Annotated in this window: 21 protein-coding genes and 1 pseudogene; 13 read left to right on the top strand and 9 right to left on the bottom strand. The window is 52.8% G+C overall.

Annotated elements, in window-relative coordinates:
• The first annotated feature begins 1,200 nt into the window (after nt 1-1,200).
• Nucleotides 1,201-2,886, top strand: coding sequence for a hypothetical protein (locus OAN307_RS22625; RefSeq protein ID WP_144055669.1), 1,686 nt, complete (start codon nt 1,201-1,203; stop codon nt 2,884-2,886).
• Between the two features lie 519 nt (nt 2,887-3,405).
• On the opposite strand, the pseudogene OAN307_RS27325 reads toward OAN307_RS22625, so the two are convergent.
• Nucleotides 3,406-4,267, bottom strand: a pseudogene (locus tag OAN307_RS27325) (IS5 family transposase).
• Nucleotides 4,268-4,955: 688 nt separating this feature from the next.
• On the opposite strand from OAN307_RS27325, the gene OAN307_RS22610 reads away from it, so the two are divergent.
• Genes OAN307_RS22610 through OAN307_RS22600 form a run of 3 tightly spaced genes read left to right on the top strand, consistent with a single transcriptional unit; the run spans nt 4,956 to nt 6,158 of the window.
• On the top strand, nt 4,956-5,456 hold the full coding sequence (locus tag OAN307_RS22610; RefSeq protein WP_015501748.1) for a hypothetical protein: 501 nt from the start codon (nt 4,956-4,958) through the stop codon (nt 5,454-5,456).
• Nucleotides 5,449-5,673, top strand: coding sequence for a hypothetical protein (locus OAN307_RS22605; protein WP_015501747.1), 225 nt, complete (start codon nt 5,449-5,451; stop codon nt 5,671-5,673). Before OAN307_RS22610 ends, OAN307_RS22605 begins: the two co-directional genes overlap by 8 nt.
• 17 nt (nt 5,674-5,690) lie before the next feature.
• Nucleotides 5,691-6,158 carry a hypothetical protein gene (locus OAN307_RS22600; protein WP_245540930.1) on the top strand — a complete coding sequence of 156 codons (468 nt, stop codon included), beginning with the start codon at nt 5,691-5,693 and terminating at the stop codon, nt 6,156-6,158.
• Nucleotides 6,159-6,185: 27 nt separating this feature from the next.
• On the opposite strand, the gene OAN307_RS22595 is transcribed toward OAN307_RS22600, so the two are convergent.
• From OAN307_RS22595 to OAN307_RS22565, 7 genes are read right to left on the bottom strand one after another with little or no spacing between them, the layout of a single operon-like run.
• Nucleotides 6,186-6,536, bottom strand: coding sequence for a hypothetical protein (locus tag OAN307_RS22595; RefSeq protein ID WP_015501745.1), 351 nt, complete (start codon nt 6,534-6,536; stop codon nt 6,186-6,188).
• Nucleotides 6,537-6,569: 33 nt separating this feature from the next.
• Nucleotides 6,570-7,505, bottom strand: a complete 936-nt coding sequence (locus OAN307_RS22590) for an energy transducer TonB family protein (RefSeq protein WP_015501744.1) — start codon at nt 7,503-7,505, stop codon at nt 6,570-6,572.
• Nucleotide 7,506: 1 nt separating this feature from the next.
• A complete protein-coding gene (locus tag OAN307_RS22585) occupies nt 7,507-7,896 on the bottom strand; it encodes an ExbD/TolR family protein (RefSeq protein WP_015501743.1) in 390 nt (129 codons plus the stop codon).
• A 2-nt stretch (nt 7,897-7,898) separates the two neighbouring features.
• The gene (locus tag OAN307_RS22580) at nt 7,899-8,252 is read right to left on the bottom strand and encodes a biopolymer transporter ExbD (protein ID WP_044045096.1); all 354 of its coding nucleotides are present in this window, start codon (nt 8,250-8,252) and stop codon (nt 7,899-7,901) included.
• Nucleotides 8,253-8,283: 31 nt separating this feature from the next.
• Nucleotides 8,284-8,919, bottom strand: a complete 636-nt coding sequence (locus OAN307_RS22575; protein WP_015501741.1) for a MotA/TolQ/ExbB proton channel family protein — start codon at nt 8,917-8,919, stop codon at nt 8,284-8,286.
• Nucleotides 8,916-9,332 (bottom strand): hypothetical protein, encoded by a 417-nt coding sequence (locus OAN307_RS22570; RefSeq protein WP_148287090.1) that lies wholly within the window; start codon nt 9,330-9,332, stop codon nt 8,916-8,918. Before OAN307_RS22570 ends, OAN307_RS22575 begins: the two co-directional genes overlap by 4 nt.
• A 43-nt stretch (nt 9,333-9,375) precedes the next feature.
• Nucleotides 9,376-11,418, bottom strand: coding sequence for a TonB-dependent receptor domain-containing protein (locus OAN307_RS22565; protein WP_144055668.1), 2,043 nt, complete (start codon nt 11,416-11,418; stop codon nt 9,376-9,378).
• A 224-nt stretch (nt 11,419-11,642) separates the two neighbouring features.
• Between OAN307_RS22565 and OAN307_RS22560 the strand changes: the two genes are divergently transcribed.
• From OAN307_RS22560 to OAN307_RS22530, 7 genes are all read left to right on the top strand, one after another.
• On the top strand, nt 11,643-12,692 hold the full coding sequence (locus OAN307_RS22560) for a hemin-degrading factor (RefSeq protein ID WP_015501739.1): 1,050 nt from the start codon (nt 11,643-11,645) through the stop codon (nt 12,690-12,692).
• A gap of 3 nt (nt 12,693-12,695) precedes the next feature.
• The gene (locus tag OAN307_RS22555; RefSeq protein ID WP_015501738.1) at nt 12,696-13,562 is read left to right on the top strand and encodes a heme/hemin ABC transporter substrate-binding protein; all 867 of its coding nucleotides are present in this window, start codon (nt 12,696-12,698) and stop codon (nt 13,560-13,562) included.
• A gap of 3 nt (nt 13,563-13,565) precedes the next feature.
• On the top strand, nt 13,566-14,654 hold the full coding sequence (locus OAN307_RS22550; protein ID WP_015501737.1) for a FecCD family ABC transporter permease: 1,089 nt from the start codon (nt 13,566-13,568) through the stop codon (nt 14,652-14,654).
• Nucleotide 14,655: 1 nt separating this feature from the next.
• The gene (locus OAN307_RS22545; protein ID WP_044044276.1) at nt 14,656-15,459 is read left to right on the top strand and encodes a heme ABC transporter ATP-binding protein; all 804 of its coding nucleotides are present in this window, start codon (nt 14,656-14,658) and stop codon (nt 15,457-15,459) included.
• A gap of 75 nt (nt 15,460-15,534) precedes the next feature.
• The gene (locus OAN307_RS22540; protein ID WP_015501736.1) at nt 15,535-15,996 is read left to right on the top strand and encodes an Rrf2 family transcriptional regulator; all 462 of its coding nucleotides are present in this window, start codon (nt 15,535-15,537) and stop codon (nt 15,994-15,996) included.
• Nucleotides 15,997-16,244: 248 nt separating this feature from the next.
• On the top strand, nt 16,245-16,577 hold the full coding sequence (locus OAN307_RS22535; protein ID WP_144055667.1) for a hypothetical protein: 333 nt from the start codon (nt 16,245-16,247) through the stop codon (nt 16,575-16,577).
• 101 nt (nt 16,578-16,678) lie between these two features.
• A complete protein-coding gene (locus tag OAN307_RS22530; protein ID WP_015501734.1) occupies nt 16,679-17,149 on the top strand; it encodes a Dps family protein in 471 nt (156 codons plus the stop codon).
• A 97-nt stretch (nt 17,150-17,246) separates the two neighbouring features.
• Here OAN307_RS22530 and OAN307_RS22525 read toward each other — a convergent pair whose 3' ends face one another.
• On the bottom strand, nt 17,247-17,486 hold the full coding sequence (locus OAN307_RS22525) for a DUF1289 domain-containing protein (RefSeq protein WP_044044274.1): 240 nt from the start codon (nt 17,484-17,486) through the stop codon (nt 17,247-17,249).
• Between the two features lie 213 nt (nt 17,487-17,699).
• Here OAN307_RS22525 and OAN307_RS22520 point away from each other — a divergent pair, with 213 nt between their 5' ends.
• Both OAN307_RS22520 and OAN307_RS22515 read left to right on the top strand, forming a co-directional pair.
• A complete protein-coding gene (locus OAN307_RS22520) occupies nt 17,700-18,725 on the top strand; it encodes a Fe(3+) ABC transporter substrate-binding protein (protein ID WP_015501732.1) in 1,026 nt (341 codons plus the stop codon).
• 153 nt (nt 18,726-18,878) lie between these two features.
• Nucleotides 18,879-19,373 carry a hypothetical protein gene (locus OAN307_RS22515; protein WP_015498803.1) on the top strand — a complete coding sequence of 165 codons (495 nt, stop codon included), beginning with the start codon at nt 18,879-18,881 and terminating at the stop codon, nt 19,371-19,373.
• Nucleotides 19,374-19,382: the final 9 nt, after the last annotated feature.

The raw sequence follows: 19,382 nt of genomic DNA, 5'->3' as shown, positions 1-19,382 counted from the left end.
ACCAGTCGAGACGTGGCACCAGTCTTGGGCTGACCTGCAATCTGATGTGTGTTGTTCTTCTTTAGACTGAGCATGACAAAGCTTCTCCGGCCGCCCCAAGTCTATGAAAACAGGCGCGTTATCTAATCTTACAGTGTGCTGACCTTAATGATCGTTGGTCAGCCAATACGTATACATGGGCGCTTCGAAAAACTTGTTATTATAGTATCCAGGTCATTAGAAACTGTTGATAACTTAACGCCGAGGATGATTTACGGGCCATAAAGCAGTTGAATAATGGGGCTTTTGACGTGCCTGTGGCAGCCGTGAGACTTGACAGAAGATGGCAGCCTGGGCTGTCAAATGGGATCAAAGCCGAAGTTTAGGAAAATTTATTTCCGAAATAAGTGGTTCCGATCAACCAAGGGGAACGCCCCAAAATAAATGGGATTGGCTGAAGTGCTGACCAAATCGGATAGTAAACAGCAATTGACACAACCAAGTTGTTTCCAACCGACAAGCTCTCGACGTCAGTCCCGCGTAAAGTGCCAAATCTGATGCTGTTACGACACCAAAGTTGACTTTGAGTTGTTTGGGAACAGCAAGAATAGATCACCCAAACTCAAAAATAGAGAACCCAAATTTTACAGTGATGGCTGAAGGTGGCCGGATCCAACAGGCTGTTGGCCTGTCGTCTGGAGCCAAGCGTTGGTTGGATTTAGACGTCAGAAGGGGGTGTTGAGAGGGGCGGCTTGCCCCTTCAGCTTTGGGGTTTTGAAAGGGGGAGCGCAGCATCCCACTTCACCGGAAAGACATAACAGAGCCCCTTGAGGGCGAGATTATGTCTAGTAGGTTATTCCGTAGCCATCCAAAAAATATAAAGTAAATCGTTAATAACTCAGAAAACTGTTTTGTACTTTCACAAGTCCCAGTGATTAAATTGGGATGCAAAATGATATCCTTACACACCTCCTTGATGAGGCGAAAAGCAACCCTCGAGCGGCTTCTGCGCGGATCGCGGCAAGATCAATGTCGCGTGCCAAAACACAGAGGCGGCATGATCTGAGGATCGGTCCGCAGCCGAAATACGTTGACGGTGACCGTAACCATCTCAATCGGGTTTTAGGTGTGCTTCGCCCTCTCCCAGAAATCCATCGTGAGAATGAAGGTCTGCGCTCACAGCGTGGCTGTGTTCGGGCGATGAAATCTAATGCTGCGGTTGTGGTTGCAGGGATCATGACCTTTGGACATGAGGCGCAGGTCATGTTCGCGTGCCTGTCGGACGAGCAGCAAAACGCAGCGTATCTGGAACTGGCTGAACGGATTGCTGATCGCCTGTCTACGAGCCTCGAAGGCTTGGTTGTCCATTTAGATGAAAGCGCAAACCATGCTCATTTTACGTTGCGCGGATATACGAACGAGGGGCTGCCCGTCTCCAAAATTGCCACGTATACAGTGTCAGCCGAGCTGCAAGACATCGCGGCAGAGGTCATGCAGCACTATTGCCTGGACATTGAGCGAGGTCATAGAAAATGGGACCGGATCAAGGCTGGAGCAGATTTCGCCGATACCATCCATAAATCCGTCAAGCGGCTTCATGAAGACCTGCCGAAAGAGATTGCAGCACTGGAAACCTCTCTGGATATCCTGACCGCTGAGTCCGTCCAACTGCAGGGATCGATTGAAAAAACGCAAGGCCATTTGAGTAAGGTGGTGGCGAAACGCAATAAGTCAGCAAAGCAGCTGAAACTGGCACGCGTCTACATGAAACGGTTGGCAACCAAGGAGGCTAAACTGCTTCAGACTACGGTGCAAAGCGCCAAGGCTCAGATCAAGATTGATGCGATGTATCGGGAGGCCAAAACGCAGGGGGCGGACATAAAACAACTGCGTACTGACCATGAAGTTGACGTGCAGGCGCACATGGAAAGCGCCGCATGGAAAGACGCTGAGCATGCGGCAGATTGTAAAAATCTTGAAGAGGACAGACAAAATTACTTACAGTATGTCAGCGCGCAGCAAGTGGCTGTTGATGCGCGAAGTGCTGCCGTTCAAGAAGAACTTGAGCAACTGGAAGCGCAAAGGGTGGCATTCGACGTGGCGTCCGCATCTAAGGCAGCGGCGTTGGATGATCGGCAATCCGAAATCGAGCTAGATGAGTTGATCACTGAGCTGATGATACTTAACGCAAAGGAACGGGAGGCTGAGGTTGAACGTAAAGCCAAGGCTTCAGCTGCTGCAGGTGCGGTGGCTGAGGATGCTGCCAAGGTCGCAAGGCAGCAAGCAGGACAGGCTCAAACTGCTGAACAGCATGCGCAAGAACGGGCGGCTAAATATGTTGAACTGGCCAAGGATGCGGATGCAAAACTGGCGGAAATAGAAAGACTACAAGATGCGGCACAAGCTGATGTTGCGAAGGCCAAGGCCGAAAAGGACACAGCGGTTCTTGCGAAAGTGAAAGCTGAAGAAGCCACATTGGCTGCGATCAATACAGAGAAAGAATTATCAGCAGAGCGGCATACTCAAGCCGAGCGCTTGAAGTCAGATCGAGCAGAATTTGATGCTCAGAAGGGTGAACTTAAAAACGGGATTGCTGCATTCAAAGCGGTCATTGCAGAAATGGTCGCAGGAACTCTTAAGGAGAATGAAAGCGGCAAGCTTATTATGAGCAATCAAGAGGCAATCTGGAAGGCTCCAGTATGGATGAGGCAGGAACTGAGGCCGTTGATATACGAATTCGTTCAATTCCGCGCTCGGTTGGAAGGCCAACTGGCAAAGGCGACCAAGTGTGTCGCCAAAATTGTTCATTTTCTGCGACGTGACGACCTTACCGTTGACGCAAGGGCGGAGGCTGAGACGCTTTGCATCCAAGGGCAGGACGATTATCTGGATGGGCCGGACCAATAGGTTCCGTACGACTGTACTTTTCGTTGGTATGTCGTGGGCCGTCACCAAGCCGTTTCTGGCTTGCCAGAATCGGCAGTTTTACGGTGTCTCTGGCCAAACGCAAAGTGCGATCAGCCCCACAAGCCATTGACGGACTGATCGCTTAGGGCCCGACAAACATCGTCCTTATCGTAGCCACGACTATGATAATACAAGCTGCACAGATGACGCTGTTAGGGATATTTTTCTTTTGGCGATTTCTAGTATGGTTGCTTTTATTTAGTCGTTCCACAGTCTGTTTTGGCATTCTTTATCCTTACGTCTTTCATTTAAGAGCAGATTTCGTCGAGCACCCCTGTCTCTCTGGCGGTCCGGTGAGCCAACCGATTTATAATCTAGTGCGATAATTTTGAGCTTCAGCTTTCAATTCGTCCACGCCCCAACAAACGGCCCCAATGTTGCAGTTAGATGTGCTGCCTTGGTTGGGATTTGCGGAAATCCACCACTCTTAGAGTCTGACTCAAAACTAACTGAACGTTCTCAATTACTTGCGAGATGCCGTGTGACGCGTCTGATATGCGCGATGAGGATCCAAGCCTCTGCGATTGCGATGGATTTCTCCCAATCTTTCGATAGGCGGCGACATCGGTTCAGCCAGGCGAAGGTGCGCTCGACGACCCACCGCCGCGGCAGCACTTCAAAGCCCTCCGCGGTGTCAGAGCGTTTGACGATCTGGACGGTCCATCGGCCGAGGGCCTTTAGCGCGTCCCGCAGTTTGGGTCCTGCATACCCGCCATCCGCAAATACATGTCGCAATGATGGATAGCGCGAGGCGATCACTTTCAGCACATCGGGTGCGCCATTCATTGCCCGGCAGGCGATGCTTGCATCGCTGAGAGGGGCGGTCCTGAATTCAGGCGCTGTGGACCACCAAGCCTATCAGCAATCCAACCGTATCGGTTACGATTTGGCGCTTGTGGCCCTTGATCCGTTTGCCCGCATCATACCCCCTAGTACCACCGCTTTCAGTGGTTTTTACGCTCTGGCTATCTATGACCCCTGCCGTTGGCTGGGCTTTGCGGTTCTCGGCCAGACGCGCAGCTTCGACCAGCTTCTGATTTATCTCATCAAGCAAGCCGTCATCGCGCCACGCGTAGAAATAGCCCCGAACCGTTGAAACCGGAGGAAAGTCGTTGGGCAACATACGCCATTGGCATCCGGTCGTTGCAATGTAGAGGAGCGCGTCAACCACGTCGCGCAAACGTGTCGTACGGGGCCGACCAGTTGTCTTCGGTGGCGACGTTGAAGGCGCTATCAACGCCCATTCCGCATCGTTCATATCGCTTGCGTATTTATCGCCATTTCGGTCATGTTGACGGCGGGTGAGTTTAGTCCAAGCCATTGTGATCTCCATTCAGCTTCACAACCGAACAGAATCACAAACTACTGAACTCACTCAAATAGTTTTAGATCGGGCTCCTAGATTGTTCGCGCTCTAGAACGGCAGTGCGTTTGGTTTTGCTGCGGCAAAGGGGACGACATTCGCACCTGAAATAAATAATTCAATCTGCCGTTGATCTAGTTCCCGCTCTTTCAGCAATGCGGCGGCGAAGAACTCAAGCAGGTATTTGTGTTTTCAAATGTCTGCAACGCCAAGTCATGTGCGGCGACGAGCCGTTGTTTGAGACCGTGCCTGAGTAGCTCGGTCATAAAGATCAGCGACATTGGACGGTTGCCGCCGCAAATATTTGGACCAGGAAACCATCTTCAGTTCAAGCTAACGCAGCGCCGTCTAAAGCTTGATGTTATCTGCGCCAAGTCAAGGTTGGCTGGTTTAAGGCGGTGATAAAAACCAACCACACTGGCAGTGATAAATCTTCTCAACTGCGTTTCGGTCGCGCTGAAGCGGAAACGCCGTGGTGTTCATTGCGCCAGCGTTTATCAAGTGGCCCAAGTTAGCTAAATTTAATAAGGCCTTGCTTTCCTGATGGAAATACTCAGGATTAGTGTATCACGTTCTCACCCTCGTCGAGCCCTGTTTTCAGAACTGCCAGATAGGTGAACATTCTAAAGTAAACAGAGGTCCGATTATGACGAATAGTAATGCCAATATGCAGTGTAACCGCGTTCTTCAGCCAAAAGAAATAATGCGCACCGATGCTCGTCATGATGAGGTTGAGGGAGATCTTCTAACTATCGCGCGGTTCTACTTTCAATCCTTTGCGCTGCCGAATTCACAAGCGTGGATGGGTGGGCTCAGTTGGGCAGAAACCTCTTTCGGGGACGTTGAGGGACCGCTGATCGGCGCGCGGTTGCTGTGCGCGTTGATGGCCGTGCGCCACGCGCGCCGATCTGTGTATTGTTTTAACTCGCCGACATGTCCTGACTGTGCCGCTATCGTGACTGAGCATGAACGTAGATTTATGTCGGCCGTCCACGCAGTGCGTACGGGTCGGATGGGACAGGCTCGCACCGAGTTGATGATGTTGTGCGAAGGCAACGACACCGAGCCATCATTGGATGCGTTAACGCGGCTGGCATCAGTGCTGCCACAGCTGGCCCGCGTAAACGGGGAGGCTGCCTATGTCTGACCTTTTGAATACGCATCTGGCGATGGGCAAGCTGGCACAATTGACGTGTTCCAGCCTGCAGCCAGGGTTGTGCGCGGCACCAGTGGCAAACGCGCGGTTCGCGGGGAAATCGGCGGGGCCCATCCTGACGTTTGATCCCAATACTCACTTAGATGACGTGCCTGATGTTGTGGCAATATTGCCAAGGCGCATCGGTGTGCAAAGGTGCAAGGTATGACTTTTATGCACGCTGATATGGCTCCGCGGAACGTTCAGTTGGATGCCGTCAGCAAGGCACTCCTACCTGTCGTACGGCATTTTCTAAACGCGTTCTTGCGTCCGGACACGCAAGGGTGGCGCTATGCATTCGCAGCTGCGTCGGGCACGTGGGGTGAAGCGCGCGGCCTGTCGATTGCCCATGACACGCAGAAGTTCTTAGAAACTATTCTGCGCAGCCGTCCTGTTCCCCTAACCTATTGTGACCCGTTGGACATTGATGTGAGTGAACATCTGACTGCTGACGAGGTTGACGTGCTGTCGCTCATTGCGGCCATGCGCGCAGACAGAACACCGCAGGCCCGTGAGATTTTGGCGAGCCTGACGGGTGGTCATATACCGCCTCGCATTGTGGAACAGGGGCTGTCGTTGGCGGCTCGACTTGATCCAGACACAAACAAACGGAGACCCCCCAAACGGCCACTGCTCGCGGTGGTGCGGTTGTGATGGTGCTGTCGAGAAATGTAGGCCGTATCAGCAATAGGTGCGCATGGAATAGACGGTAGACAAAAGCAGGCCAAAATTAATGACATAACTGCTTAGGATGTTTTGGTTCAACTGTTTTGCTTGGCGTCTACCAAGGTAGCCCCCGCTGGTGCTGCCGACCATCATAGTCAGGGCTTTTGGCCGCGCGATCAGGCCGCCAATCCTGAAGGGCATGATGCTGAATATGGTAAAACTGGTGGCGAGTAGGTGTATGATACTGTTGGCGATATGAAACCCGCTGAAGCCCATGGTCTGCGTGATGGCGAGCAGGATGATCCCCAGATCGGCTCCAAAATAGCAGCCGTAGATCGAACAGATAAACAGGGCGATGTAGATCAATTTTTTGCCACGCGCTTTTAGGATACACGCAATTTAGCGGCCCTGGAACTCGAACGTAAACGATGTTCGCGCGCCGGACGGGGGGGCGGGAAAAGGCGAGGCGCGCTGGATATGGTTTAGCGCTACACGGTCAAAGTCCACGTTGCCGGAACTTCGCGCAATGCTAACAGCGGCCAGTTGTCCGGACCCCGAAATCTGAAAGCTGACGACAGCCACGCCGCGAGCGCGGGTGCTTTCGCGTCTAACGCGGTTAATGCGGCGAACGATTTGATTCGGGTAATTCGCTGCGGCCTGACGTGCGGCTGCAATGGCGGCCTGATCGGCTTGATTGCCCTGACCTTGGGTTGTCTGCTGGCTGGTTGGTGCGGTCTGAGTGTTCGATCCGCGCATGATATCCTGCTGCGCGCCGCCGCCCGAGGGCGCAGCGGTTGTGCGTTGCGGTGCGGGCTGGCGCCGTGGTTGCGGTGTTTGGCCCAGATTCGTTGGGCGGTTCGCTGGGCGAACGGCATCGGATGTAACATCGTTGACGATCACGTCGGGCAAAAAGTAAATAGTTTGGGGCTGCACTGAGGCGGTGGTAGAAATGGCTGTAGGTTGAATTTCCACTGAGTTAGTTGGAGCAAGGATCGTCGCCTGAACATCTGCCACGCCGTCTGTGATGTCGTCAGGCTTTAGCTCAATACCTGCGGCAGTCGGAGTAATCTGCGTTGGCGCAGGCATTTGCGTGGCAGTGGGCGTGGGTTCACCGGATAGCATGTCCTCTGCTTCGCGCGGTTCAACCGGCTCTGGTGGCGATGTTGCCGGTGTGCCCATGACCATGTCAGCGAAGCTGTTGCCCGAGCTGACCAGTGCAGGCGGTGGGCTTGCAGCGGCCAAACCCGCATCAGGGACTGCAATTTGGGTGACGGCCGCTGTGTGCATGGCGGCGGATGCCACGATGCATATAATTGCGGTATGTTTCAGGCCCATTTCAAAGCCCTCGCTCGGTGATGATCCAAACGGATGTTGCACCCGCCTCGCGCAGGGCTGCGACATGCCCCATCAGAACGGTTGCTGGGACTGCACGATCCACGACAATGCGAACCTCGATTTGATCCCCGTCCTTGGTGGCACGGGCGATGATACTTTCGGGTAATGTGCTCGTGCCGCGATAGCGCAATGTACCATCCGACGTCAAAACAGTTGCGTCTGGTGGCGCGCGCCCGTCGAGGTTTTCGGTTGATACAAGTGTGACCTGATCATCCAACGGCGTGGCCAATGTCCCTGCAATCATGAAGAAAATCAGCATGAGGAACACGATATTGATCAACGCAATTGTGGGTTCAGGACGTGACCGTGGGGTGGGGGTACGCAGGGTCATGTCTATTCCAGCACGATGACATTGAGGTCGGTAAGTGTTGCCAGCACGACAAGCGTGTCAACCAGACGTTGCGCCGTCACGGTGTCGGACGTTGCCGAGACCAGGACAGTTTGTACGTCCAGCCCGCGCAAGCTCGTTATGCCTGCAGGCAATCGTGAAAGGTTGAATTCTTGCCCGTTCAACCGCAAAGCATCCTGTGTCAGTTGTAAAAATATCGGTACGTCTTCTGATTGGTTTTTGCGGCTTTTTGAGCCTGCCTGCGCCCCGAACAGCTGGATTTCTGAAAACTGCGTGAACGTCGAGCTGAGCATGAAGAACAGGAGCAACAAAAAAATGACGTCAATAAGTGATGTCATTGAAATCGCCTTGCGGCGGGTTTGAGCCGTCCTAAGCGACATTTTGCTCTGGTTTTAGCGATAAGGGTGTAAATCGTGCTTCGATCGCAGTTTCGGCGAGGGTGCGTTCGGCGGCCACACGGGAGTCAAAATAAGTCAGGGCCAGTGACGTTGGCATCGCGACCGCAAGGCCAGCGGCAGTCGTGAGAAGGGCTACCCAGATACCACCTGCCAACAAGGATGGATCGACGGAGGCGCCAGCGTCTTGCAGCGCTTGAAATGCATCGATCATGCCCAGAACCGTCCCGAACAGGCCTAGCAGTGGCGCTATCTGCGCAATACTGTCGAGAATGCGAAACCCACTCTCCAACCGCGCAAGATGCGCACTGATGTCGGCTTCGATCCGGGATTTTTGGGCAGTAATGTCGCCACGTATCAGGGAGATTGCCACGGCATTTCTGCTTTGCAGTAGGGTGTGCTTTGCCTCATCGCGTTGGCCGTGGTCCCAATTGGTGATCGCGCGTTTGATTTCACGATGTTGCCCGACGCCAAGTGTCATGAACTGCCACAGTTTCCACAAGATCACAGATAACGACACGACGGACAGACCGATTAGGATTGCGACAACGGGACCGCCAAGATCATAAATGGACCAAAGTTGTGTTTGCAGGCTGATCAGAAACGTCATCCCAGAACTTCAACTTCGATACGGGACGAAAGAGACATTGAGTTTAAACAAACTTTGGGTGTCAGGCCACTGCCTTCGCAAGTTGATAAGCCATTTATCAGGACCTGTCCTAAGGTTTCGCAGTCCAGATCCGGGACGTCGAATTGGCGCACACGCGGGCGCTCCGTGGGGACGTCACGCATGTCGAACAGGGTCAAGCGATCTACCACGCCGTCTTTGGTTAATAGAACTGTTTCCAACACAAGTCCGGTGATGTCGCTGTCAAACGTGTTGGTCAAAAAAAACGTTAACTGGCATGCGCTGTCGCGGGGGGTCACGCCGTTGAGTTCTACAGTGATGGAGGGGGCGACGTCTGCAGCCCCCTCCTGTTGCGCAATTACAGGGGCAGGAAACACCACGAGGAGTGCCGCCACCAAGCCCATTATTTGCGTTCTTGTTATTTTGCTATGTGCCATCTTAAAACTCGAACCCGCGTGTCAGGCTGATCTCGTAAGACCGTCCTTTGCCAGCGTCACCGGCCAGCGAATTTTGATACTGACGATCAAGCACGTTGTTAACGCGGAAGCCCACATTGAAACCCTCCATGGCCCCCTGTTGCGGCGACCAGTCGACGAACAGATCATGCACGGCATAGCCGGAAAACTCAGTCGCGGCGTATTCGATGCCGTCGACCAAATTACCTTGCCAACCATACCGCAAACCAAGATCTTGGTTCTGCCCGCCGATCGTTAAGTTCAGTGACCGTGCAGGAATTGATGACAGGATCACACCTGTAGCTGAATCTTCCCCACGCACGTCTGAATAGGCCGCTCGCGCAAACATAGCGTCGGATTGATAGGCTACTTCGACCTCAGCACCATAAATTTTTGATGCATCGACTTGATTGTAGAAAGGCGTGGCTGCCGTACTGTCGCGGCTGATCAGGTTGTCAATTTCAGAATAAAACGTCGTTACTTTGAAGTCGAGAACATCGTCGGACGTCAAAAGACCTGCGTAGCTCGCGCTGAGGCCCAGTTCAACGGATGTAGCTGTTTCTGACACAAGATTTGGAGTGTTCGGCTCATCCGCATCCGACGAAAAGAGTTCATCCAAAGTCGGCGCGCGTTCTGTACGTGACACAGATCCGAAGACAGAAAATGTGTCGTCGATTTCGTAATGTAGCGCTAATTTGGGTGAAAAGGACGTTTCACTGGATTCTGCAAGCGTTGTTCCATCCGCAGGTGTCAGGTTCACCTGATCAACCCGGAGGCCTGGAATAAGGGTCAGACTATCATTGAAAATAAATTCACCCTGAACGTAAATCCCAACTTTTTCATCTGTTCCTTCTGGGTGAAACGATGGCGTGCCAAGCGAATTTTGCGCGCTTCGTTCCTGATATGACAGTTGAACGCCTGCAGTGATGTACGCCACATAATTATCGCCAGTAATTTCAGATACGTTTTCCACCTTTAAGCTGGCCGTTTCATAGCCATACTCAGACGGGCATAAGACTTCGAAATTTCCTATGGCGCACAAGAAGCCCAATGATGGATTGGACTGTTCATTTTGCGTGTCCGAATAGCTGAGCACGACATCCAGATCGATCAGGTTATTGCCCAACATTGGATTTTCATAACGGATGGCCAAAGTCTGATCCACCAAGTTCCGGTCGACCGTTCCAAAGAAAGCACTGGAATTGGTCTGTGACAGTTGCGTGTCGTCCAGATCGCTTTCGCCGCGAGAGTAAGAAAATGTCAGCGCTTGGGGGTTGTCATCCCCAAATGTCAAACGTGATTTCAACAAGCCGGAAATGGCGTCAAATTCAGAGGCGACGACGCTACCGTCGCCCGTCGTATAATCGCCCGCCTGACGATAGCTTAACGACACGAGCGTTTCGAAGTTGTCTGACGGGCGAGTCGCAAAAATAACCGAACTTTTGATTTCATCATTGTTGTTGCCATAGCTTAGGCGCGTTTGGATGGCGGTGTCGGTGTTGATCAAGAAATCAGAGGCGTCTTTAGTTTCTACGACAACCACGCCCCCTAATGCGCCCGATCCATACAACGTAGATGAGGCTGGTCCGCGTAACACCTCGACACGGCGAAATAGAGCCGGATCGCCAAAGAAGGATCCAAGACGGTATTGTTCATAGAACTTCGTGGCGCCATCGACGGTCACGATAATGCGGGATTCACTGGATTGGTCAAATGATCCAATGCCGCGAATGTTGAACGATTCTCCAGCGATACGTTCGGACCCTGTCACTTGAACGCCTGGCACAACGTCAAACAGCTCGCCTAACGTGGTGGCGTTTTCGCGGTCGATTTCTTCTTTGGTGATCACGGTCACGGCTTGCGGCGTGTCAATTGCAACGTTGCCGTCGCCGCCCACACCAAGGACGATGCGCCCAAGCGGTGTGCCGATTTCGGTAAAATCCTGTGCGAGCGCAGGAATGGCCGTCATAAGTGTTGCAGACGTTAAAATTGTCGCGCTGAGAAGCGCGGTTTTACAGCGTTTCATCTCGTTTCCTTTTCCCAAAAACTGGTCATTTTGTGACTAGCTGGCCCGGAAAAAGTACGGCGGCTTGCTGGTTAATTATCTGTTTACCTTGCCTTCTCTAAGATACCTTATTAAAACAGTCAAGAATATGATTGCGTCCCGATTTGACGTAGTCACCAGCCAGCCAATCCTGTTGCCAGCTTACCTGCAAACCGCAATTTCAAAGCTAGAACGGGACGAGACACATGGCACTGGACGCCAAGCTTACACCGAATGCGATTCGCCATCACGTCGCAGAAAACTCCAAAATGCGTGCGCGCGATCTTGCTGATCAACTTGGTATCGCCGAAGCGGCGCTTGTGGCCGCAAAGGGTGCGCGTCGTATCACAGCAGCACCTGATGCGATCATGCCTGCACTGACCGCATGTGGCCCCGTGATGGGGCTGACGCGCAACAGAAGCGTCGTGCATGAAAAGGTCGGTGTGTACGAAAATTATCACCCCGGCGATCACGCTGCGTTGGTGCTGACCGCAGATATTGATCTGCGTATATTCCAAAGCCACTGGGTGCACGGGTTTGCTGTCACGACAGAAACTGACAGTGGCCCGCGTCATTCGTTACAGGTGTTTGACGCCGCAGGCGATGCCATTCACAAGGTGTTCAGCCGCGACGGTACGAACATGGGGGCCTTCGAGGCGATGATTGGCAATCTGGCCACGGGCGAGACATCTGACAGCATAGAACTGAGTGCACGCGCCGCTGTTGAAACTGCGAAGGCGGATGTGAACAAGGCTGATATCCTGCGCAAAGAATGGAATCGGATGACGGACACGCATCAGTTCATGCGGCTGACATCCAAACTTAAGATGAACCGCCTTGGTGCGTACCGGATCGCGGGTGCGCCGCTCGTCAAAGCGCTTGCACCTTGGGCGTTAAACGACGCGCTGATTGCACTGGGGCAGGTTGATGCCGAAGTCTTGGTGTTCGTCGGCAACCGTGGCTGCATTCAAATTCACACCGGTCCGCTCAACGCTGTGAAGTCGATGGGTCCATGGCAAAACGTGATGGACCCCGATTTCAACTTGCATCTGCGCACCGATCACGTGGCCGAGGTATGGGCCGTTGAAAAGCCAACCAAACGCGGATTTGCCATTTCAATCGAGGCTTTTGATCAACACGGCGCGCTGATCCTTCAAATGTTTGGACGTCGCAAAGAAAACGACGTGGTCGACCATACTGCAGCGTTTCGCAACCTGATCGACACCCTTCCAACCCTCCATTCAGAGGACGCATAAGCCATGATCCCTGCATTTAAATTTAACATCCCCACAACAGTTACTGCATTGGCAATTGCCGTCGGGTTACTCGTTACATCCGCTAAAGCCGACGCAACATCGGCAGATCGTGTGTTGTCAATCGGTGGGTCGGTTACTGAAATTATCTACGCGTTGGGCGAACAGGACCGCTTGATCGCGCGCGATACCACGTCGTCTTATCCCGCCGAGGCTGAAGATTTACCCGACGTGGGGTACATGCGTGCGCTGTCGCCCGAAGGCATCCTGTCGGTTGATCCACAACTTATCATCGCCGAAGACGGTAGCGGGCCGCCTGAAACTATCGCCGTGATGCGTGCTGCAAATATCCCGTTTATCACCGTGCCTGACGGGTATGATCGCAGTGCAGTCGGTGCAAAAATCCGGGCCGTTGCAGATGCGCTTGGGGTGCCCGAAAAAGGTGACGCGTTGGCCGCTGAGGTAGACGCACAACTGGCCTCCCTTAATACGTCTATGGATACACCTGCACGGGTGATGTTCATCCTGTCTACGCAGGGTGGGCGGATCATGGCATCGGGTGATAATACCGCTGCAGACGGCATTATCGATCTGGCTGGCGGCATCAACGCCATCACTGAATTCGAGGGATACAAACCTCTGACGGACGAGGCGATAACTGCGGCCAATCCTGACGTCATTGTTATGATGGACCGTGGGGGTGATCATTCGGTGGCGAATACTGACCTGTGGGCGAACCCTGCGATCTCCACGACTGCTGCGGCACAGACACAAAGAGTCGTGCGCATTGATGGTCTATTGCTGCTGGGGTTCGGTCCACGTACGCCCAAGGCTGCATTGCAATTGCACACAGCCCTGTATGGCGATGAATGACCCATGGTTGTGTTTGAACCGTCCAAAATCGTGAAACAGGCGCGGCGGACCGCACCTGGAGACCGCCGCCGCCTCGCTGTCCGTGTCATTGCGTTCAGTGCGGTTTTGCTTGTCTTCGTCGCAATCGCGAGTCTGACGGTCGGGGCTTCAGGAACATCCCTGTTTGAGGCGTTGATGGCATGGGGCGCGGGTGAAGAAATCGGGTTGCGCGAAAGCGTGATCCTGTTTGATATCCGTGCACCCCGCATGTTGATGGGGGTTCTGGTTGGCGCATCATTGGCCGTATCTGGTGCAGTCATGCAGGGGTTGTTTCGCAACCCTTTGGCCGATCCCGGTTTGGTTGGTGTCAGTGCGGGTGCAGGACTTGGGGCGATTTTGGCAATCGTTTTGGGTGGGGTGTTGCCGCCTGCCATTGCCGCGCTGACAAGAATTTATACCGTGCCGATTGCCGCATTTCTAGGTGGCTGGCTGACGACTATGTTGCTCTACAAGGTATCGACCAATGGCGGGCGCACTTCCGTCGCTGTTATGTTGTTGGCTGGCATTGCAGTGGGGGCGTTGTCCGGCGCGCTGTCGGGTGTTCTGGTTTACATGGCCGATGACGCACAACTGCGCGATTTGACGTTTTGGGGCCTTGGATCATTGGCGGGGGCGACCTGGGCAAAGTTTGCTGTTGCTGCTCCGTTGATCATTTTGGCATTGGCCACCACGCCTTTTCTGGCAAAGGGATTGAACGGCTTGACATTAGGTGAGGCTGCGGCCGAGCATTTGGGGATACGCGTGCAACGCATGAAGTATGTGGCGATCCTAACCGTGGCTGGTGCAACTGGGGCAGCGGTGGCCGTGTCTGGTGGTATTGGGTTTGTCGGTATTGTTGTACCGCATCTTTTGCGTCTGATAATCGGACCGGATCATCGGTATCTGTTGCCAGCCTCGGCGCTATTGGGGGCATCGTTATTGTTGGTCGCTGATATGATTTCTCGTACCATAATCGCCCCTGCAGAACTACCAATCGGTATTGTAACTGCGACCATTGGTGGGCCGTTTTTCCTCTATATCCTGCTGCGCAATCGCGGCATTCTGGACATGTAAAATGCTGGACGTTCAAAATATATCAGTCGCCATATCGGGCACCACCATTCTGAAAGACGTTTGGTTCACGGCGCAAGCGGGTGCTGTGACTGTTATTGTAGGCCCGAACGGGTCGGGTAAAACGACGCTCCTTAAAGCGATGACGGGTGAGTTGCCCTACACTGGCGCAATCAGTCTCGATGGGGCGGATGTGCGATCATATTCGACGGCTGCCCTTGCCGTGCGCCGCGCAGTGCTGCCGCAAGCCACTGTGCTGGCATTTCCGTTTACGGTGCTTGAGGTCATCCGACTGGGCCTTCTGGCGGGTCTTTATGCCAATGACGACAATCTTCCTGCACGGGCGTTGGCCCATGTCGGGCTGGAGGGGTTTGAGGGGCGTTTTTACCACGCGCTGTCAGGGGGGGAACAGCAGCGCTGCCAGTTGGCCCGCGTAATGGTGCAGGTGTGGCAGCCGGTGCGCGACAATAAACCGTCATGGTTGTTTTTGGACGAACCTGTGTCTGCCCTCGATATTGGGCATCAGCTTGAGGTGATGCAGATTACAAGGGCTTTTGCGGACGCGGGAGGCAGTGTGATTGCGGTCATGCATGACTTGAATCTGACGGCTATGTTTGCAGACAGCGTTGCACTATTGGCAGCTGGTCGGATGGTCGTTCAAGATAACCCCACCAGCGTTCTGACAGACAGTCATCTATCGACAGCGTATAAGTGTGATGTTCGGGTCAATGCAGCACCACCCGTGGGTTATGGCGTTCCGTTCTTGCTGCCACACATGGTGTCCGTTAAATGGGCTGGCATCAGGTAAACGCAGGCTGCGTGCTCTGTCCTTTTCTGGCTGGAAGTGCAGATTATAACTTCAATATTAGAAAGGAGTTGTTTCATGAAGCTGACCACAAAAGGCCGTTACGCGATGGTAGCTTTGACAGATTTGGCGCTTGAAGCGACAGAACACCCCGTAAGTATCAGAGCTTTGGCAAAGCGGCAGGATATTTCGGTAACATACTTGGAACAGCTTTTCGTCAAGTTGCGCGGCGCGGGGCTGGTGACGTCCGTTCGTGGGCCGGGTGGAGGATATAGTTTGGCGCGCCCACCGTCAGATATTCGTATCGTTGATGTTTTAAAGGCGGTGGATGAATCAGTCTCTGCGATGCACACGGGGGCTGGTGTTTCTGGTGGGGCGTCTGGGTCGAAAGCGCAATCGATGACCAACCGTTTATGGGAGGGGTTGAGCGCAAATGTATATGTGTTCTTGCATCAGGCCCGATTGTCAGACGTGGTTGAAAACGGGTTGGCACCCTGTCCGGCAGTTCCCGCATTGTTCGAGATCGTGGATGGGGCCTGAGTGGTTAAACGGCAGTATTTTTGTATGAAAATCGTAAGAACATAATTTTTACGCTGATGGGTTTGTACCTCGTTAATTTATACCTTATGATTATTGTCAGGAATGTATATCGGTAAGCCGCCGCTTGCCTATGCCACGAAAGAGCTGTCGACATGCAGTTATTACGCCCACGTCAAGAATCAGATGCTTTGCCCCAACCAGCGGCCCTGCTGTCAGCTGAATGGCGGGGCGTTTTAAATGTGTTGAGGATGACGGCATTAGACTGCCGTGTTGCAGCACAGACCGATTTGTTCAAGGCCTGTGCGGTGTTGTCCAACAAAGAAGACGTTGCGCGCGATGCGTTTTCTCAGGCGCTGCTGAAATGTTTGCGTGAGGCGATCAGGACCAAGCCAATTTTCTATCAACCGGGTACGGTCGCCTTATCATTTGATGAGGCTTGGTTGATGCGGGCGGTGATTGCGTCGCGTGGTGGGGACGGCCATAGTTTAACGTTTCTGATCCGATCGCGGGTGCCCAAAATGTATCAACGCAACATCGCGTTTTTGATAAATGGAATTTCTGACCAATTTTCTCAGAATTAGAATGGTTCTAAAAATTTCTTGCATCCTGAGGCTGGTGGATTAAATAATCTTTTAGCCAGCCTTTTTGCAAGCCAAAATTTTTAATCACCTGGAGAAAGACAATGACACAGACAGCAACCGCACTGAGCACCGACGCACAAACCGCCATCGCGGAGGCGCTTAACCAGTCGGTGGCTGAAACAGCTGTGACCACAATGCTGGCGCAGAATTTTCACTGGAATGTAAAAGGCATGGCATTTGGTCCACTGCACGATTTGTTCCAGAAAATTTATGAAGATCATTTTATCGGGCAGGACGATCTGGCTGAACGCATTCGAGCTATTGACGCCCATGCAGAGGGCACACTCGCTAGCATGATTAAGCGGTCTAAAGTCGCGGAGCATGACGGTCACGCGTCCGATAAAAACATGATCAAGATGATGCAGGATGCACAAGAAACGCTTGCCGCGACTATTGCTGGCTGCGGCGAGCTGGCGGCCAAGTACGGTGACACATTGACCGAAGATTTGTGCATTGCGCGAGGTCAGGTCCACGAAAAGTTTGCGTGGTTCCTGCGGTCGCACCTGGCCTGACACTGCGCTACTTTTGCTGCAGGTTTTGACGAAGGGGGGCCACTGGTGGCTCCCTTTTTGGGTTCAGTGTTCGCAACTCTAGCTGTTGGAGGCATCCTCAAACGGCATCTTTTGCCCCTTTCTTTCGGCATTTCTTTGCATAGGCAATCCGCCAGCCGTCGAATTTTCCCAAGTGCGCCTGCTGCGCCATTAGCATCGTTAGAAATCCCGTGCGGTGCGATTCCTTCTTGAATGACTTGAACATGGACTTTTGATCCTCGGTCATAGAGCAACCGATGCAATGGCCTTTGCGTTTGAATTTGCAAACATCAATACAGGGGCTGGGGGTTCTAGGCATTACGTCTCCAACGTGATGGGGCATCTTCACGGAGAAGATTTGTGTCTACAGTTAGGATATTCTTGGCGTATTAAAAGGTGGCTTCGTAATCATAAGATGCACAATATGTAGAAACTTGCATAATAGATGACTAATTTAGTCGGAAAGCTGGACAGTTCTGAAAAAAATGGTAGATGCATTCCTGAGTAAAACACTCATATAAGGAATTAGATCTTGAAAAAGACAACGACTGCGCTTTTGATCTGCGCCACGACCGCATCTGCTTTTGCCTCCGCAGCCATGGCTGAGGGTGAATTGAACCTTTATTCATCACGTCACTATGACACTGATGAACGGCTTTACTCTGATTTTACGGATCTGACTGGTATCACTATCAACCGCATCGATGGTAAAGCTGACGAGTTGATCACACGTATGGAAGCTGAAGGGGTGAACTCTCCTGCTGACGTTCTGCTGACGGTCGATACTTCGCGTCTTGAACGTGCAAAAGACGCCGGTGTTCTTCAGTCCATCGACAGCGATATCTTGGAAGCGCGCGTGCCATCTGCTCTTCAGGACGCTGACAACCAATGGTTTGGCTTTAGTCAACGTGCTCGGATTATCTTTTATGACAAAACTGATGTGCCAAACCCGCCGATGGACTATGTCTCGCTCGCGGATCCGGCATTTGAAGGAATGGTTTGTCACCGTTCGTCCACCAATGTCTATTCACAAACGCTGCTGGCTGCTGTAATTGAGAACTTTGGGTCAGAAGCTGCAACAGAGTGGGCTCAGGGTGTCGTGAATAACTTCGCGCGTGATCCGCAAGGTGGCGATACAGACCAGTTGCGCGGTTTGGTCTCGGGCGAATGTGATATTTCGATCGCGAACACATATTACTTTGCACGTGCCCTTCGCAAAGACGTGGACGGCCTGAGTGGTGATGCAATTGCCAATATTGGTTGGGTCTTTCCTGCGCAAAACGCAGAAGGCGCGCACATGAACCTGTCTGGTGGTGGTGTGGCTGCTCATTCGCCAAACCGCGATAATGCTGTGACGTTCATGGAATACCTCGCGTCCGATCAGGCGCAGCAGTATTTCAGCGCTGGTAACGACGAATATCCTGCAGTGCCTGGCGTTGGGTTGTCACCATCTGTTGCTGCATTGGGTCTATTCCGCCCCGATGCGGTTGATCTGACCGAAGTTGCAAAGAATGTGCCAGAGGCGCAGATGATTTTTAACCAAGTTGGTTGGGAATAAGCTCTTTCATTAACGATTGAGAGAAGGGGTGCCATGCAAATGGCGCCCTTTTTTGCTTTCTGGGGTGCTGGCCCTTCCATTAAACCGAAATTAGATATGTTGACTGTTTTAATCAGGATTGACATGCCTGACTAAATTACTCATGTATTGTGTATGAAGCATAAAACCATCTCCCGTGGCGGAGCGCCTGTTGGTCATCTTGGCGAACTTGGCCCGATTGAAGCCAGCGCCATCATTTATTGGCGACTCTGGGCCGAGGGGACGGACGGGCAACGTCGTGTTCAATCCGATTTCCGCAGTGTTCTAGGTGAAACCGTTGGTTTTGAGGCGGTTCACGCTTTGGCCCAGATTTTCGATATGTGCGCCCGCCATTGCCGTCGTCCACTGATGCGGCATGGATTGGCATGTAAATGCATCGGCGCTGACGAAAGCTGTTTCGCGAACTTCATCGGCTACGCGTCTGAATGCAAACGCGAAGACGCGGCCTTGATTGCGTCGCTAATGGTTGATCCGAACCTGTGCATACCGATGGCGGCCTTGGCGCAGACGTTTGGATTGGCATTGCGCCGCATGACGCTCGCACCGCTGCCGGCCGATCTGAAGTTTACTTTGAACGATATCAATACCACCTCAAAAACTATTCATTAAGGAACCGAT

This window comes from Octadecabacter antarcticus 307, from assembly GCF_000155675.2.
In the GTDB taxonomy this organism is placed as follows: Bacteria; Pseudomonadota; Alphaproteobacteria; order Rhodobacterales; family Rhodobacteraceae; genus Octadecabacter; species Octadecabacter antarcticus.
The sequence above is the reverse complement of the archived record's forward strand: the minus strand, read 5'-3'. Positions and strand labels throughout refer to the sequence as shown.